Source organism: Blautia coccoides, from assembly GCF_034355335.1.
In the GTDB taxonomy this organism is placed as follows: Bacteria; Bacillota; Clostridia; order Lachnospirales; family Lachnospiraceae; genus Blautia; species Blautia producta.
Genome location: NZ_CP136422.1, coordinates 2,828,792 through 2,853,146 on the forward strand (window position 1 = coordinate 2,828,792; position 24,355 = coordinate 2,853,146).

The 24,355-nt window shown below is 48.5% G+C and carries 21 protein-coding genes and 1 pseudogene; 16 read left to right on the forward strand and 6 right to left on the reverse strand.

Annotated features, from left to right (window positions below; genetic code table 11):
- Positions 1 to 53 precede the first annotated feature (53 nt).
- On the forward strand, positions 54 to 1,373 hold the full coding sequence (locus BLCOC_RS12540; RefSeq protein ID WP_115622368.1) for a GntP family permease: 1,320 nt from the start codon (positions 54 to 56) through the stop codon (positions 1,371 to 1,373).
- Positions 1,374 to 1,388: 15 nt separating this feature from the next.
- Positions 1,389 to 2,426: a uroporphyrinogen decarboxylase family protein gene (locus BLCOC_RS12545; RefSeq protein ID WP_115622369.1), complete on the forward strand. Its 1,038-nt coding sequence runs from the start codon at positions 1,389 to 1,391 to the stop codon at positions 2,424 to 2,426.
- Positions 2,427 to 2,480: 54 nt separating this feature from the next.
- Here BLCOC_RS12545 and BLCOC_RS12550 read toward each other — a convergent pair whose 3' ends face one another.
- A complete protein-coding gene (locus tag BLCOC_RS12550) occupies positions 2,481 to 3,431 on the reverse strand; it encodes a LysR family transcriptional regulator (protein ID WP_115622370.1) in 951 nt (316 codons plus the stop codon).
- Between the two features lie 569 nt (positions 3,432 to 4,000).
- Here BLCOC_RS12550 and aspA point away from each other — a divergent pair.
- The gene (gene aspA / locus BLCOC_RS12555; RefSeq protein ID WP_029469321.1) at positions 4,001 to 5,437 is read left to right on the forward strand and encodes an aspartate ammonia-lyase; all 1,437 of its coding nucleotides are present in this window, start codon (positions 4,001 to 4,003) and stop codon (positions 5,435 to 5,437) included.
- A 215-nt stretch (positions 5,438 to 5,652) separates the two neighbouring features.
- On the forward strand, positions 5,653 to 6,540 hold the full coding sequence (locus tag BLCOC_RS12560; RefSeq protein WP_029469320.1) for a fructose bisphosphate aldolase: 888 nt from the start codon (positions 5,653 to 5,655) through the stop codon (positions 6,538 to 6,540).
- 123 nt (positions 6,541 to 6,663) lie between these two features.
- Here BLCOC_RS12560 and BLCOC_RS12565 read toward each other — a convergent pair whose 3' ends face one another.
- Positions 6,664 to 7,194, reverse strand: coding sequence for a hypothetical protein (locus tag BLCOC_RS12565; RefSeq protein ID WP_115622371.1), 531 nt, complete (start codon positions 7,192 to 7,194; stop codon positions 6,664 to 6,666).
- A gap of 372 nt (positions 7,195 to 7,566) precedes the next feature.
- Here BLCOC_RS12565 and BLCOC_RS12570 point away from each other — a divergent pair, with 372 nt between their 5' ends.
- The 7 genes from BLCOC_RS12570 to BLCOC_RS12600 all read left to right on the forward strand — a co-directional run bounded on the left by BLCOC_RS12570 (position 7,567) and on the right by BLCOC_RS12600 (position 15,665).
- Positions 7,567 to 8,241: an alpha/beta hydrolase-fold protein gene (locus tag BLCOC_RS12570; RefSeq protein WP_165907243.1), complete on the forward strand. Its 675-nt coding sequence runs from the start codon at positions 7,567 to 7,569 to the stop codon at positions 8,239 to 8,241.
- A 31-nt stretch (positions 8,242 to 8,272) separates the two neighbouring features.
- On the forward strand, positions 8,273 to 8,944 hold the full coding sequence (locus BLCOC_RS12575; protein WP_115622373.1) for a YkgJ family cysteine cluster protein: 672 nt from the start codon (positions 8,273 to 8,275) through the stop codon (positions 8,942 to 8,944).
- A 180-nt stretch (positions 8,945 to 9,124) separates the two neighbouring features.
- Positions 9,125 to 11,212 carry a glycogen debranching protein GlgX gene (gene glgX / locus BLCOC_RS12580; protein ID WP_115622375.1) on the forward strand — a complete coding sequence of 696 codons (2,088 nt, stop codon included), beginning with the start codon at positions 9,125 to 9,127 and terminating at the stop codon, positions 11,210 to 11,212.
- Positions 11,213 to 11,228: 16 nt separating this feature from the next.
- A complete protein-coding gene (gene fliB / locus BLCOC_RS12585) occupies positions 11,229 to 12,335 on the forward strand; it encodes a flagellin lysine-N-methylase (protein ID WP_115622376.1) in 1,107 nt (368 codons plus the stop codon).
- A 6-nt stretch (positions 12,336 to 12,341) separates the two neighbouring features.
- Entirely contained in the window at positions 12,342 to 13,298 is a 957-nt protein-coding gene (locus BLCOC_RS12590) for a tRNA dihydrouridine synthase (RefSeq protein ID WP_115622377.1), read from the forward strand.
- A gap of 2 nt (positions 13,299 to 13,300) precedes the next feature.
- A complete protein-coding gene (locus BLCOC_RS12595; protein ID WP_044953913.1) occupies positions 13,301 to 13,684 on the forward strand; it encodes a hypothetical protein in 384 nt (127 codons plus the stop codon).
- Positions 13,685 to 13,766: 82 nt separating this feature from the next.
- Positions 13,767 to 15,665 carry a sensor domain-containing diguanylate cyclase gene (locus tag BLCOC_RS12600; RefSeq protein ID WP_115622378.1) on the forward strand — a complete coding sequence of 633 codons (1,899 nt, stop codon included), beginning with the start codon at positions 13,767 to 13,769 and terminating at the stop codon, positions 15,663 to 15,665.
- A gap of 98 nt (positions 15,666 to 15,763) precedes the next feature.
- On the opposite strand, the gene BLCOC_RS12605 is transcribed toward BLCOC_RS12600, so the two are convergent.
- Complete coding sequence (locus BLCOC_RS12605; protein WP_115622379.1) at positions 15,764 to 17,617, reverse strand: ATP-dependent nuclease; 1,854 nt, start codon at positions 17,615 to 17,617, stop codon at positions 15,764 to 15,766.
- Positions 17,618 to 17,779: 162 nt separating this feature from the next.
- On the opposite strand from BLCOC_RS12605, the gene BLCOC_RS12610 reads away from it, so the two are divergent.
- From BLCOC_RS12610 to BLCOC_RS12625, 4 genes are all read left to right on the forward strand, one after another.
- A complete protein-coding gene (locus tag BLCOC_RS12610; RefSeq protein WP_115622380.1) occupies positions 17,780 to 18,682 on the forward strand; it encodes an RluA family pseudouridine synthase in 903 nt (300 codons plus the stop codon).
- The gene (locus BLCOC_RS12615) at positions 18,679 to 20,307 is read left to right on the forward strand and encodes a PucR family transcriptional regulator (protein ID WP_115622381.1); all 1,629 of its coding nucleotides are present in this window, start codon (positions 18,679 to 18,681) and stop codon (positions 20,305 to 20,307) included. The genes BLCOC_RS12610 and BLCOC_RS12615 overlap by 4 nt, the downstream gene beginning before the upstream one ends.
- 109 nt (positions 20,308 to 20,416) lie before the next feature.
- Complete coding sequence (locus BLCOC_RS12620) at positions 20,417 to 21,517, forward strand: DUF917 domain-containing protein (protein ID WP_018594367.1); 1,101 nt, start codon at positions 20,417 to 20,419, stop codon at positions 21,515 to 21,517.
- Positions 21,510 to 23,060 carry a hydantoinase/oxoprolinase N-terminal domain-containing protein gene (locus BLCOC_RS12625; protein WP_115622382.1) on the forward strand — a complete coding sequence of 517 codons (1,551 nt, stop codon included), beginning with the start codon at positions 21,510 to 21,512 and terminating at the stop codon, positions 23,058 to 23,060. The genes BLCOC_RS12620 and BLCOC_RS12625 overlap by 8 nt, the downstream gene beginning before the upstream one ends.
- A gap of 15 nt (positions 23,061 to 23,075) precedes the next feature.
- Here BLCOC_RS12625 and BLCOC_RS27775 read toward each other — a convergent pair whose 3' ends face one another.
- Complete coding sequence (locus BLCOC_RS27775; protein WP_369846310.1) at positions 23,076 to 23,120, reverse strand: hypothetical protein; 45 nt, start codon at positions 23,118 to 23,120, stop codon at positions 23,076 to 23,078.
- Positions 23,117 to 23,233 (reverse strand): annotated as a pseudogene (locus tag BLCOC_RS27575) (DUF6783 domain-containing protein); the annotation flags it as partial. The gene BLCOC_RS27775 and the pseudogene BLCOC_RS27575, both read right to left, overlap by 4 nt.
- On the opposite strand from BLCOC_RS27575, the gene BLCOC_RS27580 reads away from it, so the two are divergent.
- Positions 23,192 to 23,314 (forward strand): DUF6783 domain-containing protein, encoded by a 123-nt coding sequence (locus tag BLCOC_RS27580; protein ID WP_322255281.1) that lies wholly within the window; start codon positions 23,192 to 23,194, stop codon positions 23,312 to 23,314. The pseudogene BLCOC_RS27575 and the gene BLCOC_RS27580 sit on opposite strands and share 42 nt — an antisense overlap.
- Positions 23,315 to 23,355: 41 nt before the next feature.
- Here BLCOC_RS27580 and BLCOC_RS12640 read toward each other — a convergent pair whose 3' ends face one another.
- A complete protein-coding gene (locus BLCOC_RS12640; protein ID WP_115622383.1) occupies positions 23,356 to 24,243 on the reverse strand; it encodes a LysR family transcriptional regulator in 888 nt (295 codons plus the stop codon).
- Between the last annotated feature and the right edge of the window lie 112 nt (positions 24,244 to 24,355).

A 24,355-nucleotide genomic window follows, 5' to 3' on the forward strand; every position in this document is an offset into this window, starting at 1 on the left:
AGATCTTCTTTCGGGCCAAGAGATTAGAGGTAATAGAGAAAGGGAGGATTCATATGGTAAGTGTGATAGGAATAGTGGCGGCAATTGCTCTGCTAGTGTTCAAACAGTGGAATATGCTCCTTGTGAGCCTGATCTGTGCTGTCATCGTGGGGCTGACAAGCGGTATTGGATTGTGGGCGATCTTCAGTGATTACTATATGCCCGGGCTGGTGGGATTTTTCGGTTCGTGGTTTTTGATCTTCACCATCGGCGCGGTATATTCTGAGTTCATGTCACGTTCCGGTTCTGTTTCAGCCATTGCGTATAAGCTGGTGGATGTATTTGGAAAAGAAAAGATACTGCTGGTAATGTTTATTGTGTGCTGCCTGCTGAATCTGGGCGGGGTAAACCCTTATGTGCAGATATTTATTGTATGGCCTATGGCAGTGGTGCTGTCAAAGGAATTCAATATCAACAGAGGAATCTGGCTCTCTGTTTTTTATCTGGGATTGTTTACCGCACAGCTTTTTCCGGGAAATCCCAGTATGGTAAATACTGTGGTGTCCCAGATACTGGAAGTGTCCGCAGGGACAGTGCCGTTTATCTGTCTGGCAATGTTTCTGCTCTATGCGGCAGCAGGATATTTTATAATCAGAAGGACAGAAAAACGATGGGAGGAAAAAGGACGCAGATATGTGGAGACAGAGTCAGACAGGCAAATGGTGAAACCGGAACGTGATGATCTTCCGGGACTGGCGGCAGCGCTGACTCCTATGATTCTGGTGATCCTTTTGTATACCGGCCTGACGTCCGGATGGTTTGCTTTTGCCGGCATTCAGAGGCTTGCGTCCTCTAACAGTATCCTGGCATCCATGGGAACAGCCTGCATTGTGTGTTATCTGCTGAATCTGAAAAAGCTCAGGGGCAGTGAGAAGGATATTATATTTAAAGGTATGGCCGGTGGGCTGAGTCCCACCTTTGCCGCTGCGGTAATTGCCGGTTTTCTGGGCGTTATCACCGGCTCTCATGGATATCAGCTTTTTACCCAGGCTGTTCAGGATGTAGGAGGCAATCCGTATATGCAGTGTCTCATAGCGGGAAGTGTAACGGGATTTATTACAGGAGGAGGCGCTGTGACCGCTCAGACCGTTTTAGGAACCTTTGGCGCGGGATGGCTGGCAAATCCTTCTGTAAACACAGGTCTGCTGCGACAGATAACTGTGGCAAATACAGCGGGGGGCATCACATTATCCCCGCACTCAGGCGGACTGCACGGAGTTATGGGGTTTGCGGGAACGGATTTGAAAGAATCTTATCCGGCCTGCATAACCAGCGTTATCCTTCCGTCAATTGTCATTAATATTATTTTTTCGGCCATTGCGGTATTTATGTAAAAGGAGGAATGGAATATGGCAGAGAACATGGTACTGGACTGGATGAAATTCAGCAGCTCAGTAAGCGGCGAGGCAGCGGAGAAAGAGAACTATCTGAAAGTCATCCGGGGAGAAGAACCGGACTGGGTCCCTTTATATTTTGATGCCTGCGACTGGGTATTTACTGGGTTTATGCTGGACTATGTAAATAAAGAGAGAAAATTCGATATTTTCAATGTGGAGTGGGAAATACACGAGGCAGGCAAGATGCCAAAGCCAAACAGAAGGCTGCTGGAGGACGTGACAAAATGGAGAGATTTTGTGAATTTCCCGGACACATCAAAAATTGACTGGGAGCAGATGGCAGCAGAAGCCTTAAAAATACATGATCCCAACAAGGCCATGGGCTACAGGACAGACGGATGCGGGGGCAACTTTTTCATTCCTCTCATGAACATGATGGGATTTGAGGAGGGGCTATGCGCGCTTTTGGAGGAACCGGAGGCAGTGGATGAGCTGTTTGAAGCGGTTACTGTGCTGACGGAGGAGGCTATGCGGCATCTGATCCCCATTTATAAACCGGATGTGGTGATCATTGATGATGATATGGCTTCTGCCACCAATCTTTTTATCTCCCTGGAGACGTTCAGGGCCAGGTTCCGCCCCTTTTACCAGAGGCTCATAGATGTGGCAAAGGAATTTGAACTGCCTGTTGAACTTCATATGTGCGGGTGCTGTGAAAAGGTCATACCGGATTTTGTGGAAATGGGAGTTAATATCTGGCAGCCGGCTCAGGTTATGAACGATCTGAAAGGGATCAAAGCCAGGTATGGAAATCGTCTTGTCCTAAACGGCGGCTGGGATTCTCAGGGAAAGGCCGGAATGCCCGGGGCATCCCAGGAGACTGTACGGCAGTCCGCGAGAACGGCCATTGATCAATTTGCAGAGGGCGGCGGCTATGTGTTCTGGGATTTAAGCCCGGTGGGACAGTCAGAGGATATGCAGAAAAAAATCGCCTGGTTGGAGGATGAGGCCAGAACCTATGGCAGGAAGTATTATCATAAGGAAAAATAGAAAAGCTAAGACTGTTGTGAATAAGTAGAGATGGAGGCAGAACTCCATCTCTTTTTATAATGTGTGGATGCCGGAATCCGCGATTTTTAAAAATTCTTCCATAGCTCTTGTCACATACCGGGAGCGTTTGTGATAGAAGTAAATATTCCGCTGGGAAATTTCCGGTTCCAGTTTATAAAAGACGATCCTGGAGTCCTCAGGTACGTGTCTGATCAGAGTGTCTGTGACAAATGCGATTCCCATGCCGTAACAGGCCAGGTGGTAGGCAGTGACCTGCTGATCCAGCTTCAGAGGAACATTGGGTGTGAGACCCGCGTGCTTCAGGAGCAGATCAGAGCGCTCACGTGTGTCGTTTCCTGCCCGCAGAAGCAGGAAAGGGTCGGATGAAAAATGTTGTATGATATCAGGACAGGCGGCATTGTCCTGATAAGAGCCGCTTTTTATAGAGGCGGCATCCAGACAGAAGGCTTTCAGGCCTTTTTTATGGGCAAGCGCGGCGGGCACTGCCAAAAGGAGCTGTTCTTTGCAGAAAAAGTGGCGTTCATATATGGTGTCTGAGAACGTATAGTTGTCAATGACCAGATCCAGATTGCCGGAAAAGAGCTGCTTTTCCAGATCGTTGGTGGTGGATTCTGTCATTTTTACATCTATGGATGGATACTTTCCCATAAAACCGGAGAGCAGAGGCGGCAGGACATAGGAGGCAAATAGATTACTCCCGCCAACAGAGAGGTGTCCGGTACAGAGAGCCTCAAAGTCATTTAAATAATTCTCAAATTCGTTTTCCATATCCATGAGATGTTCCGCGTAATGTATGTATTTTTCCCCGCACTCTGTAAGTCGGACCGGGCTGGTGCTCCTGTCAAAAATAGGTGTCCCCAGACGGGTTTCAATCTTCTTTATGGTTGCACTCAGGGAGGGCTGGGAGATGTAGAGGTTGGCGGCAGCTTTTGAAAAGCTTCTGGTTTTATAAACCTCGTAAACGTATTTTTTTCCTTCAAACATAGATTCCACCTGCATTTTTTATTTACTGCAACGGTTCAGTGCCTTTACGGTTACGGGCAAAAATCCGTGTAGAATCGCCGTTGTCCATGGAAGCTCTGCATGGCTGCCGAACATTTTTTACAGTCAGCGCTGTAAACGCGCAGATCTGCGGAACCGTTACATTTTATTTTTTATTTTACCATGAATGTTCCGGTATATAAATAGTTATTTATAATAAATATATACATATATGTATTAGCTTCTAATAAAAGCCGAACGTATAATGTAGATAACAAAAGACTTCTGCTGAGGCCGCTGCTCTGAAATGGTAACAGTTCAGCCTTTCACTATTATGCGAGGTGTTGCTTTGCATTTGCGAGGTAATCTCGAGGCAGCCACGCGCCGGATTGCGGTTTTTGCAGTCTATGTGCATGCTTTTGTTGCTATGAAGCCGAAAGGCTGAATAGTAACCTGAAATGTGATCTCAGATATCCGTGCCGGGGATGCGGGTTGGCAATAGAAGTCTCACGAAAAAAACACCGCAGGCGAGAAAAACAGGTGAAGTCTGCCGAAAAAGAGGTAAGGAAGATATGGAAACAAAAGAGAAGATCATGAAGACAAGAGTGGAACACGATTCTATCGGAACAAAAGAAGTACCGGCAGAGGCCTACTACGGGGTACAGACCCTCCGCGCTGCCGAGAATTTTTACATAACGGGCATGAATATGCATCCGGAATTGATCAACAGTGTGGCGCAGATAAAAAAAGCGGCAGCGATCACCAACTTTGAAGTGGGGCGGCTGGACAAAAAAAGAACAGATGCCATCGTGCGGGCCTGTGATGAGATCATTGCCGGCAGGCTTCACGACCAGTTTATTGTGGATCCCATCCAGGGCGGGGCAGGGACATCCTTAAATATGAACGCCAATGAGGTGATCGCAAACAGAGCCATTGAAATCTTAGGCGGGAGAAAAGGAGATTATTCCATTGTCAATCCCAATGACCATGTAAATTACGGGCAGTCCACCAACGACGTATTTCCCTCCTGCGGAAGGATCACAGCACTGAAGCTTTTGAATCGGGCAAAAGAGCAGTTGGAACGGTTGTACGGTGCGCTTATGGAAAAAGCAGAGGAATTCGACGACGTGATCAAAATGGGCAGGACTCAGCTCCAGGATGCAGTACCGATTCGTCTGGGACAGGAGTTCAGGGCCTATGCCACGGCGATCCGCCGGGATATTACAAGATTTGAACATGCTAAGGAGGAGATGAGTTCCCTGAATCTGGGCGGTACAGCCATTGGAACGGGCTTGAATGCAGATGTGCAGTATCTTCAGAAGGTGGTGAAAAATATAGCACTGGTGTCCGGCTTGGACCTGGTTCAGTCCTATGACCTGATCGATGCCACACAGAATCTGGATGGATATACTTCCATATCCGGCGCAGTGAAGACATGTGCAGTAAACCTGTCAAAAATGTCCAATGACCTGCGTCTGATGTCCTCCGGTCCGAGAGCCGGCCTTGGGGAGATCAATCTTCCCGCCAGACAAAACGGTTCCTCTATCATGCCGGGCAAAGTCAATCCTGTTATCCCTGAAGTGGTCAATCAGGTGGCTTTTAATATCATTGGCAATGATATGACCATTGCCATGGCTACAGAGGCCGGACAGTTGGAACTGAATGCTTTTGAGCCTATCATATTCTACAATCTTTTCCAGTCTATTGAGACACTGACATTTGCGGTGCATACCTTGGTTGATAACTGTATTACGGGAATCACGGCAAACAGGGAGCACTGCAGAAATATGGTGGAGAACAGCGTGGGCATTATCACTGCCATATGTCCTCATGTGGGATATGAGAAAGCCGCAGTTCTTGCAAAAGAAGCTATCTTGACAGGTGCTTCTGTGCGGAGTCTTATTTTAAGAGACAAATTGCTGGGTGAGGAAGAGTTGAATGTGATCTTAAATCCTTACTCCATGACAGAACCGGGGATTTCCGGCGAAGAATTATTGGATAACATTTGACAAAATAGATAAAAAGTGATATGTTTTTCTTATGGATTTAGTGAAAATTACTATATTCCGGGTATTGCAGACGACATGACAATGATGACAGCAGCAGGTTTGCTGTCAGAAACGCAAGACCGCGCAGCCAGCCGGTTTGCCTGCGTATGAGGAAGGTCAGATTTCACCGTATGCGGACAGAGCATGGATACTGACAAACGGCGAAAGGAGGAAGCATGAACACGGAACAGTTGGATCGAATGCGTTGGGGCAAGGGGTTTATAGCAGCACTTGACCAGAGCGGCGGCAGTACACCAAAGGCGCTAAGGCTTTATGGTATCTCTGAGGACAGCTATCATGGGGATGAAGAGATGTTTGACCTGGTCCACGCCATGCGTACAAGGATCATGACCAGCCCGGCATTTACTTCAGAACATATCCTGGCAGCCATTTTATTTGAAAAAACCATGGAGCGGGAAGTTGAGGGAAAGCTGACGGCAGATTATCTGTGGGAAGAGAAGCATATCCTGCCAATCCTGAAAGTGGACAAAGGACTTGCACCTGCAAAGAACGGTGCGCAGTGCATGAAACCAATACCGGGACTGGACGAACTGCTGGAACGGGCAAAGGAACGTCATATCTTCGGAACAAAGATGCGCTCAGTCATTAAAGAAGCCAATGAAGCGGGAATACGCGCTGTTGTGGAACAGCAGTTTGAGCTGGGAGTTCGGATCGCGGAGGCGGGACTGGTACCGATCCTGGAACCTGAGATTGACATTTTCAGTGCAGACAAAGGGGAGTCCGAAAGGATCATGAAGGGATATCTGAAAGAACATCTGGCAAAACTGGATGACAGCATAAGGATCATGTTCAAGCTTTCTATCCCGGATGTGGACGGCTTCTATTCTGATATTATGGAAGACGCCCATGTGGTTCGTGTGGTGGCTCTCTCCGGTGGTTATAAAAGGGATGAGGCTAATGAAAAATTAGCCAGGAATCCGGGTCTGATCGCCAGCTTTTCCAGAGCGCTGACCCAGGGACTGAATGTGGATCAGACAGAGCAAGAGTTTAATAAGATGCTGGAGGAATCTATAGATTCCATCTACAGAGCTTCTGTTACCTGAGGGTAATTGATCAAATGACAATATTTCCTGCAGCTGCAGGGTATATTCTATGATGAGGTGCCGCATAGTCTGCGGCACCTTTTATAGTAAGCATAAAGGCGGAGATACGGATATGTTTCTTCCTTATATTTTAGAAAGAATCCCCGCCCCCATCACGATCTCAGGGCAGACATCCTCCCCGTTCTCCTGCGTATATAAAAAGATACTCTTTCGTCCGAGAAAAGGCTGCAGATTTTCTTTTATTTTCTCTTCATCCAATACCACGGTATCTGCTCCAAGCAGGCAGATGACCAGCTTAGACCTGGCATGAAAACGCTTGAGGGTGTTGGTCAGAGCGTCCAGAGATTTTTTTCCGGTCAGGGGTTCATAGTCCTCCAGCCCTCTTCCAAGCTGCAGCATGGAGATTGGAACTACCTGATTCGTAAGCAATCCGTCCTCCTTCCAGTGCAGCAGGTTGAGTCTGACATTCTGGAAAACCTGACTGTGAGAGCGGAGTAAAGCGGCAATCTCCTTTGTCATGGGCACCGCGATCTCTTTTGGAAGCCCATGATCTACCACAAATGTCATTTCCAGAATACCGCCTGTATAATTATGGGGAACGTGAAGGATACGTTCCACCGCATTTTTGAGATTTTTTCGGAATATCAGATTCATTGTCAAACGACCTCCCGTGTAAATGTTCATATAAGCTGCACCAATCAAAAGTGTGGTTCCCTATCATCTGCGTGTAGACTGCTTTTGTGTCTAAAGTGGGCACGGCCCGGACAGCCAGACACTAACATGCAGACTGCTTTTGTGTCCAAAGCGGGGTACGGCCCGACCGGAACAGCCAAACACTATTATACTACATTTTTTCCTGTCTGCAAGCGCTTCATTGCTGTCTTGAATAAAAGGATTGCGGTTTTGCACCCCTTACTTTATAATTGATTAAAAAGAATATGGTATTACTTAATGGTAAGGCCGATGAACAGTTACCCGGTATCCAAGTAGTGGATGACAATTGTAATACAGAAAGGTTTTACTGCCATGAAAAGCTGGAAAGAAGAAAACGGTGAGATCTTCCTTTGGGGAGAGGAGACAAAAGAAGCGGTACCTGTAATCTGGTGCCATATTTTTTCTCGGGAGGAAGGGGAGAAAATATGGGGGCAGATCACAGAGCCATGCGTCCTTGCGGGGGTATCAGGAAGAGACTGGAACCGCGACTTTTCTCCCTGGAGGGCGGAGAAGGTTTTTGCAAAGAGCACAGATTTTTCAGGGGGAGCCGGGGAATACCTGCTGTATTTTGAAAATGATATCCTTCCCCGTATAGAACAGACTCTTTCCTTTGAAGTAAGAGACAGAGGGATAGCGGGCTATTCCATGGCGGGGTTGTTTGCCGTATATGCCATGTATCATTCTGACAAATTCAACAGGATCGGTACTATGTCAGGTTCTCTTTGGTTTGACGGCTGGGAGGATTATGCAGTGTCCCATACTATCAAGGCAATAAATCCGGTCATCTATGTGTCGCTTGGCAGAAGGGAGCATAAAGTACGCAATGACCGCATGGCTTCAGTGAAAGCGTGCACGGAACGTCTGGCCGCTTACTGGGAGAAGTCGTGGCCGGTTATCCGTGAGAGTGAGCCGGGCGGGCATTTTGACGACCCGGAGGGACGGGTGGCAAGAGGGATTTCCAGGCTTTTGGCCTTTGGCAGTCCATAAAGAAAATATATAAGACAGAGAGGATTTACATATGGAGAGAGAAGTTCCGGCAGAGGACTTAAAGAAATTATACAAAGCAGGGGATCTGGTGAAGGCTGACTGTGGAGGCTGTCAGGGCTGTTTTGAGTGTTGTCAGGGGATGGGGGATTCTATTAAACTGGATCCACTGGATGTATACAGGCTGGAGACGAACCTGGGGCTTACCTTTGAAGGCCTGATGAACAGTCATATAGAGCTGCACGCGGCAGAGAACAGCATTCTGCCGAATTTGAAAATGTCAGGTACAAAAGAGCGCTGTACATTCTTGAATGAGAAGGGAAGATGCACTGTCCATGCTTTCCGTCCGGGGCTTTGCCGGCTGTTTCCTTTAGGAAGGTATTACCGGGACGGAGATTTTTCCTATTACCTGCAGAATCAGGAATGTCCAAAGAAAAACAAGACTAAAATAAAGGTGAGTAAATGGCTGGATCTGCCGGATTTGAAAAAATATGAGGATTTTGCCGCCAAATGGCACTTTCTGCTGAAAGATGTCGGGAATCTTTTGGAAGAAAAAGAAGATGAACAGCTCACAAAAGAGCTGAACATGTATGTGTTGAATCTTTTTTATACAAAACCCTATGAAAGCGGCAAAGATTTCTATGAACAGTTTGAGGAGCGTTTGGGACAGATGAGAAAATTGCTGTCCGTGCTGCAGCAGAATTGATACTGCACAGACAACGCAGCAGATACGTACAGGTAAAATATTTCGTTTTTAGGGCTTGTGAAGCCTGGCGGCTGCCGGGCTTTTTCCTCTTCTATGCAGGGAAATCTGCCGGTCAGAGGGCAGCGGGCTTTTGCAGGGAACAGCCCATCGTGACAGAGAGATTCAGGGAGGGATGTCAGTATGAATGATGAGCTTCAAAAATGGATACCTACAGATGAGGTGGCGGGGTTTCAGGTATGTCCCGGTCTGTACAGCGTTTACGGCACCACAGTCTTTCAGTCTGCCGTTAATTTTACTGTGCATTCAAAGGGCGCCGCGTTCTGCGAGCTGCTGCTTTTTCACAGGACAGAGGAGGAGCCGTATGCAGTCCTCAGGTTCCCGGAGCATTTTAAGATCGGCGACGTGTACTCCATGATGGTGTTCGGACTGGATATCGGTGAATTTGAGTATGCTTACCGACTGGGAGGGGTCTGGGACAGGGAACATGGCCTTCTATTTGATGAAAACCACATACTCCTTGATCCCTATGCAAAGGCAGTGACAGGCCAGAGCGTATGGGGAAAAAAGGTGAATGAAAAGGGATACCGGGCCAGAGTGGTGAGGAACGATTTCTTCTGGGGAAAAGAACGGCGGCCCATGGTTCCCATGGATGAACTGATCATCTATGAAATGCATGTCCGCGGTTTTACAAAAATGGCAGGGGATGTGAAGAATCCCGGGACGTTTGCAGGTATTAAAGAAAAAATCCCGTATCTGAAGGATTTGGGTGTCAATGCGGTGGAGCTTATGCCCATCTTTGAATTTGATGAACTGCGTGAGCGCAGGATCGTGGATGGAAGGCAGGTTATCAATTACTGGGGATATAATACGGTGGCTTTTTTTGCCCCAAACACCAGCTATGCGGCGACAAAAGAGTACAATCGGGAAGGTTTGGAACTGAAAGAACTGGTGCACGCACTACATGAAAACGGGATAGAAGTCATCCTGGACGTGGTGTTTAACCATACCGCCGAGGGGAATGAAGACGGCCCCTTTATCTCGTTCAAAGGATTTGACAACAATATTTATTATCTTCTGACACCTGACGGCCATTACTATAATTTCAGCGGGTGCGGCAATACACTGAACTGCAATCATCCGGTGGTGAGGAGAATGATCCAGGAATGTCTCAGATACTGGGTTTCGGATTATCATATTGATGGTTTCCGGTTTGATCTGGCATCCATTCTGGGGCGGAATGAAGACGGCTCCCCCATGGAACGGCCGCCTCTTGTGGAAGCTTTGGCTTACGATTCCCTTCTGAGCAGTACAAGGCTTATTGCGGAGGCATGGGATGCCGGCGGTCTGTATCAGGTGGGACAGTTCCCGGCCTTCTGCCGCTGGTCGGAGTGGAACGGAAAGTACAGGGATGATCTGAGGGAATATTTAAAAGGCGGACTCTGGGCAGCTCAGGCGGCAGCTATGCGCATGGCCGGCTCCACGGATATTTACAGACCAGAGATACGCGGGAAAAACGCTTCCGTTAATTTCCTGACCTGTCATGACGGGTTTACTCTCTATGATCTGTATTCCTATAACTGGAAACACAATGAGGCCAACGGATGGGAAAACCGGGACGGCTCGGATGACAACAGGAGTTGGAACTGCGGTGTGGAAGGAGATACAGAGGACCGGGAGGTCAATACCCTTAGGATGCGCCTGATCAAAAATGCCTGCGCGGTTCTCATGTGCAGCAGAGGTACGCCTATGTTTTATGCCGGGGATGAATTCTGCAACACCCAGTACGGGAATAATAACGCCTATTGTCAGGACAATGAAATTTCCTGGATAGACTGGAGCAGATTGGGGACCCACAGGGATGTGTACGAATTCTTCCGGTTTATGATACAGTTCAGAAAAAGTCATAAGAGCATCAGCGGCAATCTGGGCAGCAACCGCTTCGGACTGCCGGAGATCAGCTTCCATAGGGAAAATCCATGGGTGGAGAACTTCGGTCAGGAGTCCAGGGTTACGGCGGTGATGTTCGCAGGCTATGATGAGGAGAAGGGGAAGGATGATATTGTCTATCTCCTGGTGAATGCCTATTGGGAGCCGGTTCAGGTCAGGCTGCCAGAGCTTCCCAGGCCTCTGCTCTGGCATATGGCCGTCAATACCGGGGATACCGGATCTGAGACAAAAAAGCAGCCTGTCCGTCTGGACAGCCAAAACCTGTCAGCCGGTCCAAGGAGTGTAATAGTGCTGACAGGGTGTGAGTTCTGCACACTTTAGTAAGAGGAGATACAATATGAGATATGTAAAACCCGGCTATTATGACAAGTTTGTCTGTATTGCCGGCGAATGCCCGGCCACCTGCTGTGCCGGATGGCAGATTGTGATCGACGAGGAATCACTGCAGAAGTATGGAAATGTAAAGGGGGATTTCGGCAGAAGACTGAGAAATTCCATTGATTGGATGGAAGAGAGCTTTTATCAGTATGACAAAAGATGTGCGTTTCTGAACCGGGAAAATCTCTGCGACCTTTATACAGAGCTGGGACCCCAGGGGCTCTGTACTACCTGCAGAATGTATCCGCGGCATGTGGAGGAGTTTGAGGATCTGCGGGAGCTTTCCCTTACCCTCTCCTGCCCGGAGGCTGCCAGGATGATCCTGTCGTGCAGGGATAAGGCGGAGTTTATCACATGGGAGACAGAGGAGGAAGATGACTTTGAAGACTTTGATTTCCTTCTCTTTACCCAGTTGGAGGATGCCCGGGATGTGATATTTGAAATTCTAACAGACAGAAAGAAGGATTTGAGGGCCAGAACGCAGGAGGCGCTTTCTCTGGCAGAGGAATTCCAGGCGTGTATAGACCGGGAGGAATTTTACGCCATAGATGAAGTGATCGGAAAATACCCGCATCCATCCGGGGCAGAGAAGAAAAAAGAGAGCCGGTATACCAGGAAAAAACGGGAATTTTCTGTGTTTCAAAAACTGGAACAGCTCAGAGATGAATGGGGCGGTTTACTTGCAGAGGCCTGGGAAGATCTCTATGAAATCGAAGAAGAGCATTATATGGAGCTGTGCGGGGAATTTGAGCGCACATACGGATATGAAAGCAGCAGACGCGGAGAATGGGAGTGTATGGGGGAACAGCTCATGGTGTTTTTTGTATACACCTATTTCTGCGGAGCAGTGTATGACGACGCGGTCTATTCTAAAATGGCTTTGGCTGTTTTTTCAACAGAATGGATCCAGGAATTTGTCATGCTGATATGGCTGAAGAATGGGAAGAAGATAGGGTTTGAGGATATGGTGGAGACAGCTTACCGCTACGCCAGGGAAGTGGAGCATTCAGATTTGAACCTGGAAGTGCTGGAGCGGTGGCTGGAGAAAAATAAAAGGGAGAGATAACACATTATGAAATTTTATCTGGCGCCAATGGAGGGAATTACCGGATATATTTACCGCAATGCTCTGTATTCATGTTATAATAATATAGATAAATATTTTACCCCGTTTATCATGCCGAATCAGAACCGCTGTTTTAATACCAGGGAGCTGAATGATGTCCTTCCTGAGCATAACAGGGGAATGTACACAGTGCCTCAGATCCTCACGAACAGTGCGGAAGATTTTGTGAAGACAGCCCTTGCGGTTCAAAGGATGGGATATGATGAGGTCAACTTGAATCTGGGATGTCCGTCCCGGACTGTTGTGACGAAAATGAGAGGCGCGGGATTTTTGGCAGAACAGCAGCTGTTGAGAAAATTTCTGGATGAGATTTTTGACAAGCTGGATATGAAACTTTCAATAAAGACCAGGATTGGGATGGAGGATCCGGAGGAGTTTTATGAGCTGATAGAGATTTACAACAGATATCCCATGGAGGAACTGATCATCCATCCGAGACTCCAGACGGATTACTATAAAAACAAACCGAATTTGGATGTTTTTGCAGATGCCCTGTCTCTGAGCAGGAACAAGGTCTGCTACAACGGGGATATTTTTACAAGGGAAGAGTACCGGACATTTACGGCCGGGTTCCCCCAGGTGGAGGCAGTGATGCTGGGCAGAGGGATACTGACAGACCCGGACCTTATAGGGCATATCACCAGGGATACTGTTTTGGATAAAGAGATGTTTGAGAAATTCCACAATATACTCTGCGAAGAATACGAGAAAGTTATGTCAGGAGACAGAAATGTACTGTTTAAAATGAAAGAACTCTGGTTTTACATGATACATCTGTTTCCCGACAGCGCTAAATACGCAAAGAAAATAAAAAAAGCACAGCATCTGAAGGAATACAGGGCAGCAGTGGATGCCCTGCTTCGTGACAGAGAACTACAGATGCCGGGCAGAAATGAGGGATGATCATGAGGTTGAGACTGCAGCAGGCGGTACAGGAAAATGACTATTATTTCAGAGGGTTTGTCACCATGACAGATCTGGCAGAGCTTTTCCGGGCGTATCCTTTTCGGGAGGAGACGCTTGAGAAGGCGGCCATACACAGGCGGAATATGGAGCAGGGGATATCACCTTTTTCTGTGACACTTCGCGCTGCGCCGGATACAGAAAGAGATGCAGAGGGGGATGATCTGATCTTTCAGGACGCGCAGTGGGAGATCAGAGACGGAAAAAGCCGGGTGGCTGCTGTAACTGAAATGACGGAGGAGGAATTGGCTGATTGCGAGGCAGAGGTGAAGATTTTTCTGCTTACAGAAGAGAAAATGGAAAAAATGGAACAGAACCGCTTCTGACAGATAAAAATACATAAGAAAAATATGGAATACGCGTAGTTGTACAAGGAAATGTGAGCGGAGGAAAGAGTATGGTACATGTATGACGAAAAAAAGGAAACATACCCGGGCAGAGCTGACGCTGTGTGTGTTTGTTGTATTGGCAGTTTTTCTTGCAGTGGTAGTGATGTATTATAATCAGAAGACAAATCTCCGAGTGAACAGAGAGATTCACGCAACTCTGGAGAGCTATGCGCAGCAGCAGGCGGATTATGTGGGGACTGTGCTTACAGGCCAGTTTAATTCCCTTGGTGCTTTTGCAAGCTATCTGGGACAGGCGGGAATAGAGGACACAGATACCTTTCTGAGCGCAGCCAATGCCATCAGGCAGACTCAGGAATTTTACCGCATTACCATGGCCGATCCGGATGGCAATGGAATGACGGATGATGGTATTCAGAAGAATATCAAAGACTTGAAGGAATTTAGGGAAGCGCTGCAGGGGGAACAGACCATATCAGAGCCGTTTATATCCAGTATGGAAGACGGATATCTGTGTGTTCTTCTGGCTGTTCCCATTAAAAATCCCCAGGGAGAGATCACGGGAGTGCTCTGCGGATCTTATACGGCAGAGCAGTTCGGAACCTTGTTTCTGCATGATATTTTTAAGCGGAACGATGCCAGTGTGCTCATCAATGGGAAGGGTGAGGTCATAGTGGCGTCAAAAGACGGACGGATCACGGTAGGGGATAAGAGCCAGGAGAATGTATTTGAGAAGACACAGAAGGAAGCTTTTCTGGATGGGCATTCCGTAGAGGATATGAAACAGGCAGCCCGGGACGGAAAAAAAATGGTCTCCCTGCTTCAGGAAAAATCGCAGCAGTATTATGTGACCCAGACCCCGTTTGGATATAACGGGTGGACGCTTTTGTCTGCCATGAAGCGAAGTGAGGTGGATTCCTCCTATTCATTTGTGAGAGCCTATTCAGTAAGGCTGAATATTGCATTTGCAGCTTCTTTTTTACTGAGCTTTTTACTTTTGTTTTATCTCTTCAGGACAGAGAGAAAGATTTTAAAGGCACAGACTCGGAAGCTTATGGAGGAAAAAGAAAAGCTGGAGGTCTCTGAGGAGAGATTCAGGCTTTTGGCCAGAGATTCGGATGTGTTGGTATTCGAGATCAATTATCTGGAACACACACTGGAATTCAATGAAAACTTTGAAAAGATACTGGGTATAAAACCGGATTACCAGTCTTTTTTAGACGGGAAATGGGTATATCCTGATGATGTGACCTCGTTTTCCAGGATACTGCCCCAGTCCAGCAGCAAAAAGGGTGTTATGACCCGGAATATACGTTTCTGCAATTCTGCCGGTGTCTATATCTGGTTTTCACTCCTTACCAGTATTTTTGCGGATGACAGGGGAAGAGTCGTGCGTATTCTGGGAAAGATGATGAATATTGATGAAAGTATGAGGGAGAAAGAGGCTCTCAGACTGCGTGCCGAGACAGATTCCATGACAGGACTCTATAATAAAATGGCCACAGAGGAACTGATCACCCATGCCCTCAGAAAATACAGGGGCAGTGTCTGCGCGCTTCTCGTTGTGGATATGGACAACCTGAAACGGATCAATGATACACTTGGACATGCCCAGGGAGACCGAGCGATTGTCCGCTTTGCGGATGTTCTGCACCGGACATTCCGCTCTACGGATATTGTGGGCAGGATCGGCGGAGATGAATTTATGGTGTTTCTCATTAACGTTCAGAGGAATCAGCAGCTAACCATGATCCTGGACGCAATTGTAAAGAAATGGGAAACCCTCTATACAGGTGAAAAAGAGGACTACCCGGTGCACGGGAGTATGGGAGCGGTCATGACAGAAGGCTGCGAGAATTTCCAAGAGCTGTACCGCAGAGCTGATATTGCTCTTTATAAAGCAAAAAGGAGTGGAAAAGGCGGGTATGCCGTCTATGTTCCTGAGATGGAAGAAACATAAATAAGGGGCAGACGCACGTTGTTTCATGCGGCTGCCCCCTTTTCATGCCGGGCACGGTGTCCTGACCGGATGGCGGTCACAGACTCCGGTATTCTGGTTTACTGTTTTTTTCTGCTGTCAAAATAGATGAAATGGTCAACCGCGTCCAGGATATCTCTGAAATCCTCCCTGGGAGCCAGGTCGATATAACGCTTTAGAAGTTCCTGCTCCTCTGCTTTATAGGGACCGTAGAAGATATCAAACAGATTGTGGCCCCGCATATAAATCTTAAATTCTTCCATATGGTTTTTGAGGTCTTCCTCGGTCTGGATTTCAAAACCCAGAATCTCTGTCAGATGGCGTCCGCTCCTGAGTTTATAGAGATATGCCTTCCACTTTTCCAGGAGGATCCTGTAGAAATCCTCTTCTTTTTCCAATACCCCAATCTGTACCATAACAGAAGGGTTGAGAAAATAGTTTTCAAAGGAATAGTATTTCAGGATCAGCACATTTTTCGGGGCAACTCTGGGGAGATGGTCCACATCTTCCAAATTCCTTGCCTCATAGTAGCGGCAGAGCTGTGAAGCCAGTTCGCTTCTGCTTTTGCCGTCCCCGTCCCGGATCATCAAAAACTGGTCACGCAGGTAGATCTGGTTCATGTACTTTAAATTGGCGTAAGTTTTGATGTTGGTGCAGCTGTTGGTGGTGATAATGGCGATCCGGAAAAGGCTGCCGTCCGGAGCTGTGATTTCCGAGTAGTATTTCCTCAGGAGCAGAGGAAGGCGGCTCTTATCCTGCTTACCCTCCACAATAAAGACAAAGCTTACATTCAAAAGGTCACTGGCGTTGAAGCCCAGATCGTCTAAAATACGGTTCATATCTGTCCGTTCCCGTAAAATGGTATAGTATTGCTCATCCAGAACTACCTGCCGTATCTGGTGGCTGCTGAAATTGAAGATCATATCCGGGGAATGGGTGGAAAACAAAATCTGATTCTTTTTGGACAGCCGGTACAGAATTTCTCCGGCCTTTTTCTGCAGCTCCGGATGGAGGAAGGTCTCAGGGTCTTTGACCAGAATGACGCTGGGGATCCGGTTGTTGTCCTGGGTGTAGGCCTCCAGAAGAGAGAGCATATAGATACTGCGCATGCCTTCTCCCATGTGTTCCACCGGGGTTGCGGTACGGCGTTTGGTGTTGTAAGCTTCTGCGGTTACGGAACACATTTCGTCAATGTTGCAGCGCATGGTATAGCGGATCTCATCAAAACCGCCGTTTCGGTGGAAGCTGGCATTAACTTGTCTGGCAAAATCTGTCAAGTTCATCTGGCAGAGCTTGTATTCCAGCAGTTTAGCGGTCTCAAAGGCAGTCAGCTCTTCAGGGCGTTTCTGATCGATCAGGCCGATGCACTGGAAGCAGCGGCTGCAGTGCTTGCTGCTCTCAAACAGGCAGACGTCGGAGCGCATTCTCTTTAACTGTTCATCCTCCTCAAAGGCCAGCAGGTCCTTCTGAAGATGTTCCAGCCGTCTGTCCGTTCCGATGTAGTAAATCTGCGGAAGCACCTGCCGGATATACTTGTTGTGCTTTTCGTGACCATCGCTCAATCGTTCCTGCCCAAGTACATTGACGGTGTAGGTAAAGGTCAGGCTTCCGTTCTGGTAGGAGGGCAGCTTTTTGCAGAAATCCTCATACCAGGCGGTATATCTTCGGTAGACACTCACACGCCCATGGTGGTGCAGCATCTGCAGGTCTTCCCTGGAGATGGACAAGGTCATGGAGATCTCGATCCGCTGCTTTTTTTCATTGAAGTCACTTTCTCGCACCTGGTAAGAACCGTTCACCGCACGCACAGCATCCAGCACGGAGGTTTTTCCTGTATTGTTTTTCCCCACCAGGATCAGGGCGTTTTCGATGTCACGGATTTCCATGTCCCGTATGTATTTAAAATTCTTTATGTGTAGGCTGCTGATCTGCATAATATATCCCCCTTTATGCCCGGATTGATATAACCCCATTCTATCACGGGAAGAAGGGTTCTGAAAGAGGTTTTCTTTTATTTTCTTTACGCATTTGGCGGACTCTGTTAGAATGAAAAAAGATAGAAAAGGAAGAATCAGAACACGCACAGGGATGAGGATATGGAAAAGATATGGAGTAAAACAGCAGGAAGGGACTGTACGCTTTCAGACTTTCTGCTTCACGATATGGGTCTTACAAAACGGCAGATAAAACAGGCAAAGTTCAGGGAGAACGGAATCTGTGTGGGCGGCGTGAAAGCGAGGATCACATATGCCTTGAAAGCGGGAGAGAGGGTGGATGTAAAACTGGAGGAGCAGCACACTGCCTCCCCGCAACTTGTGCCGACACAGGGAAAACTGGATATTTTATACGAGGATGAAGATCTGCTTTGTGTAAACAAACCATCAGGTCTGGTGGTGCACCCTTCCCACGGGCATTACACGGATTCCTTATCCAATATGCTGGCCTATTATTTTCAAAAAAGAGGGGAGCATGTCAGGATCCGGAGTATAGGGCGGCTTGATAAGGACACCTCAGGTATTGTGGTTTTTGCCAAGAATCAGGCTGCAGCGGGAAGACTGGCAGAACAGAAACAGCAGGGGAAATTCAGGAAAGAATACCTGGCTATCGTGGAGGGCTGTCCCGAAAAAGATGAGGGGATCATCCGGGGGAAGATAGACAAAATGCAGGGGGAACTGATGAAGATGTGTGTGTCCCCCCAGGGTAAAACTGCTGTAACCAGGTATCAGGTTCTTAAAAGAATGGAGAATAGTTCCCTGGTAAAGCTCAGTCTTTCTTCAGGGAGGACGCATCAGATCCGGGTGCATATGGCATGGACCGGTCATCCTCTTTTGGGGGATAGTCTGTACGGAGGCAGTATGGAGAAAATCAGGCGGGCTGCCCTGCACGCATTTTGTGTCACCCTTTTTCAGCCCTTTACAGGAGAGAAGATACGGGTACAGGCGCCGCTTCCCGGGGATATGCAGAAGTGCCTTGAAGCAGAGAGGAGTGAGATAAGATGAGTATCACAGTTGAAGATCTGCTGAAGCTTCCCTCCCTTGGAGACGCCTGGGTGGCAGCGGGGAGATCAGGGCTTAAAAAAGTAGTCACATCCATATCTGTTCTGGAATATGCGGATCCCCAGATGTTAAACGACGATCTGTTCCCCGGTGATTTTTACGGAGGGGAGATTACCATAACGGGATTTATCAATGCAAGGGAGGATGTGCCCCTGCAGCTTGCCACCATACGCAGACTCTATGAGGGCGGGGAAGTGGGTCTGATCCTGTACTATGTGGGAATCTTTTTAAAGAGCATTGCCCCGGAAGTCATATCCCTTGCGGATGAATTGGGCTTTGTCCTTATCTGTATGCCTGAAAACCGTATGGACCTGCGCTATAGTGAGGTGATCACAGAGGTTATGCATGCCATAATCAGTGAGCAGAAGCGGGATACCTATCTGGTGGGGGAGATGCTGGAGCGGTTCGGCTACCTTCCCGAGAGCCAGAGAACCGTGGAGGCTGTGGTCAGGATGCTGAGTGACAGGCTGCGCTGTTCCCTTTTTCTGGTTGACGGCAGCTTCCGTCCTGTGAATCTGGCCGTGTGGCCCCAGGCGGGAAAATCCTCCCTGGAGGAACTGGAGCAGTTTTACCACGGGGAGGCTCCGGAGTCGTCAAAGGAGATGGAACGTCTTCCCTCCGGGCGCTGGGTGTTCTGCGCGCCGGTTAGGGACGCTGACAATGCGGGACTTACCCTGTTTCTTGTCCGTGAGGACCAAAAGCTCCATGCCCAGCTCTGCCTGCAGGCCGCTGAGGCGGTAAGGCTGTTCATCGGTGTCTGGAGCAGGGGATACGGCAATGTGGGAATCGGGGAGCTTTTGAAGGCAATCTTAAATGACGAACCGGTGAAAATGCGCAGGCTTGCGGAAATCTTCCGGATCGATGTAACATCCATTCATCATATGCTCCTTCTGCTGCCGGGAAAAAGAAACGGACAGAAGGAGAACAGAAGCCTGGAAAAAGAGGTGAGGCACGCCAGTACATTTCTGGATCAGTATTACGATATCTGCATATCGGGCATCCATCAGGGGCTGGGAGTTGTCTTTACCGGCCGGGAACGCACAAAAACGGAACAGGAACAGATCCTGGAGGGATTCTATGAGGAGGCGGATAAAGATATCCTTTTCATAAGCTGTCCGGGACTTGAAAATACGGCACAGGTGCGCAGCGCCTTTCTCCTCTGTACGGAATACGCGGAGGAGGCCAGATGTATCTATCCCTGCCGCCATATTCTGACGGGAAGTGAACTGGAGTTTGCAGATGCCTGCAGACAAACCCTGGAAGCAGGGGAAAAAGCGATCCTGGAAAAGACAGCCTGTCTCAAAGGGCTGGAGGAGCAGGATCAAGAGCTGTACAAGACCCTGGAAACCTTCCTTTTGGACGCGGACAGCAATATTGCCCGCACCGCAGAGCTTCTGTATGTACATAAAAATACGATCAAATACCGGGTGGGAAAGCTCCATGAGTTTTTCCGATACAGGATACAAAAAATGCCGGAGGCCGGGCGTCTCTATGAAGCCGCGGCTGTTCTCCGCCTGTTCAGAGACTCAGCTTTGTCCAAAAGGACAAAAGACAGTGAAAAAGTTTAACCCAATCCATAATTACAGCGGCAGAAAAAGCGTTTATAATAGAAAAAAACAAAATGCGCGGTCAAGAAGTCTCAGACAGACTCTGAGCCGCTGGATGGGAGATGGGATTTTGAGGAAGATAGGATTAGAAGAAATTGAAGATATCGCCTTGGGAGCTGCCCTTTTGGGTGCGGGTGGGGGCGGAGACCCTTATATTGGCAAGCTGGTGGCTATGGGAGCTGTCAGGGAATGCGGTCCGGTCACACTTCTGGACCCGGAGGAAGTGCCGGATGATGCACTTATAGTGCCTATCGCCATGATGGGCGCGCCTACGATTTTGGGGGAGAAGGGAATCGGAGGAAATGAGTACCGGGTGCTCTATGACATGGTCTCCAAGTTTTTTGGAAAAGAGGTCTATGCCTTTATGCCCATTGAGGCGGGCGGTGTGAACAGTATGCTCCCCATCGCGGCATCTGCCAGGATAGGACTTCCCATGGTGGACGCGGATGGCATGGGGCGGGCCTTTCCTGAACTGCAGATGGTGACATTTACCATGGGCGGCATGAGTGCAAGCCCTATGGCTCTCACAGATGAGAAGGGCAATTCCGCCATATTCAACACCATAACTAATAAATGGACAGAGGAACTGGCCAGATCAGTGACTATGAGCTGCGGCGGCTCTGTTTCTGTGGCGCTGTACTGTATGAGCGGTGCGGAGCTGAAGAAATACGCTGTGAAAAATATTGTCACCAGGAGCCAGAAGCTGGGTCAAGTGATCCGCAGTGTCAAAGAGATGGAGGAGGGAACACCGGAAGAAAATTTCCTGAAGCTTTCAGAGGGATTTAAGCTCTTTAAAGGAAAAATCGGTGATGTGCTCCGGGAGACCAGAGGGGCATTTAATTTCGGAAAAGTATGTCTGGAGGGCATTGGGGAATATAAAGGAAGACAGGCCTATGTGGAATTTCAGAATGAAAATCTGACCGCAGTGGTGGATGGAGAAATTTTAGCCACTGTGCCGGATCTTATCTGTCTTGTGGATACGGAAACCTTTGTTCCGGTCACCACGGATGCTCTCAAATACGGCAAGAGGATCATGCTGGTGGGGCTGAAATGCTTTGAGATGTGGAGAAGCCAGGCAGGACTGGATCTGGTGGGACCACGGTATTTTGGCTGTGATACGGATTATATTCCGCTGGAAGAACGCTGCAAAGGAGGACGTACAGATGTATAAGCTGGGAATTGACGTAGGAGGAACCAATACGGACGCGGTCCTGATCAATGAACATTTAGAGGTGATGGCAGAGATTAAGCATCCCACTTCAGAGGATATCTATGACGGCATCGTATGTGCCGTGCGTGAAGTTTTACAGGTCTCCGGTGTAAATAAAGAGGAGATTTCCATGGCTATGCTGGGCACTACCCAGTGTACCAATGCCATTGTGGAGAGAAAACAACTGGCGGACATTGGCGTTCTGCGCATCGGAGCGCCGGCTGCCCTTGGGATACCTCCCATGGTGGACTGGGCGGAGGATATCAGGGCCGCAGCAAAGGCCGTGGCTGTGATCGGCGGTGGTTTTGAGTATGACGGAAAAGAACTGGCTCCTTTTGATGAGGAGGCAGCAGCGGAATTTTTCCGGGAGATCAAAGGAAAGGTGGAATCCGTTGCCATTTCCTGTGTGTTCTCTACAGTGCGCAATGACCATGAGCTGCGGGCAGCACAGCTTTGCAGAGAGATCCTGGGACCGGATGTGCGGATCTCCATATCCAGTGAGATTGGATCTATGGGATTGATCGAGAGGGAAAATGCCACTATTTTAAACGCGGCTCTGTGCAGAGTCGCGGAGCGGTTTACCGATGGATTTGCCAAAAGTCTGAAAGAGGAAGGCGTGACTAATGCAGCGCTGTACCTGTCACAGAACGATGGCACCTTGATGACCATGGAATACGCAAAGAAGTATCCGATCCTCACTGTGGCCTGCGGACCTACCAATTCGATCCGGGGAGCCAGCTATCTGAGCAGAATACAGAACGCGGTGGTTATCGATGTGGGAGGCACCACCACGGATCTGGGCGTTATCCAGAACGGATTTCCTCGGGAATCCAGTGTTGCCGTCACCATCGGCGGTGTGCGCACCAATTTCCGTATGCCGGACGTATTTTCCATCGGTCTTGGAGGCGGTTCTATTGTTCATCAGAAGGAGGACGGCACAGTGACGGTGGGGCCTGACAGTGTAGGATACCGCATCACGGAGAAAGCCCTGGTGTTCGGCGGTGATGTGATGACTGCCACAGACATTGCTGTCCGCCTGGGAATGGCACAGATCGGAGACAGAGAGAAGGTCTCTCATATAGACCCGGATTTTGCAAAGCGGGTCATGGATGTTATAAAGGCAATGGTGGAGGAAGGCATTGACGCCATGAAGGTTTCCAGTCAGGACGTGGAGGTCATCATGGTAGGAGGAGGTTCCCTTATCCTTCCCAAGGAGCTTGAGGGAACCAGCCGCAGCGTGGTCCCGGAACATGCCCAGACAGCCAACGCCATCGGTTCTGCCATCTCCAAGGTGAGCGGAACTTATGAAAAGCTTTTGGACTTTGACGTGGTTCCCAGAGAGGATGCCCTGGCTCAGGCCAGAAAAGAGGCCATAGCCATGGCTGTGGAGGCCGGAGCCATAGAGGAGACCGTGGAGATCATTGATATGGAGGATGTTCCCCTTGCCTACTACCCAGGCAATACAAACCGGGTAAAGATAAAGGCGGCAGGAGATTTGGGCTAAAGCCTGTTTGAAAAATCATTCCCGCGATCTGCACGCTCTAGAGTGTGTTTGAAAATTCATTCCCGCGATCTGCACGCTCTAGAGTGTGTTTGAAAATTCATTCCGACAATCTGCACGCCCCACTTTGCGGTATATTTGCCCCCAATTCGGTCAACGTAGCCCGCTACGCCTCCCTCATCAGGGTCAAATCTCCCACAAAGTGTGACGCACAGCTTGCCGAAAGCAATTTTCAAACACACTCTAGTCCATCGTAAAGCTTGAAGTAATGCTGTATGAAAGGATGTTTACAGCCATGTTATATCTGCGGCTGTGAATATTCTTTCATAATATGTATAAAACTGCGCAGCACCGGATTATTATGGAGGGTTTTGTAATAAAGCCCAAAGGATGCCGGTGCTGCATTTTTTACGGGTATATAGCGCAGGCTGCTGTCCTTCATGAGAGGCATATCCGGCAAAATGGTAAACCCCAGGCCTGCTTTTACAAAAGCAAGAGCGCATTCAATATTTTCACAGAAGAACATCCGGGAGGGCGGACGTGTGCTGATGAGCTTTCCCTGCATTTCTGTGATCACAGGAGGGGACTTATGGGGATCACACAGAACCAGGCGGCCTTCATACAGTTCCTCAAAAGTGACTGCGCTTTTGGAGGACAGAGGATGATCCGGGGCAGTCACACATACGACAGGCGCTTTGGTCAGTTCCACATAAGTGCCTGTCTTTTTCTTTTCTTTTTCCTCACCGAATCCCAGCATCACATCTAAAGTTTCCTCCTGCAGAAGATTGCGCAGAGCCTGGAAAGGCACCATTTTAATATCAGGGTGCACCTGGGGATAGGACTCGACCAGCATCCGCAGTACCTCCGGCAGCAGTGTCAGCTCAAAGGGGCTGTGGCATCCTATGACAAAAGGCTGCATCTGGTCTTCAAAATGTCCCGCCAGTCTGTTTTTCGCCTGGGCTGTCTTGGCCAGAATATCCTTGGCATAGCCGAAGAAGACCCATCCCTGGGCGGTCAGCTCCACCGTTCTGGTGGTGCGTTTGAACAGCTTGACATCCAATTCGGCTTCCAGGGAATTGATCTGATGGGTAACGGCGGGCTGGGTGATATGAAGCTGTTCCGCAGCCCGGGCAAAGCTCAGATTCTCAGCCACTGCCATATAACATTCCAACTGTACGGTATTCATAGAAACTCCTTTTTATAAAAATAAATCAGTGATATTAATTAATGTTCTTTATCAATGATAACATTTTTCTAATTCACATACAAGGAAAAATGGTGTAAAACTAGTTTGTAAG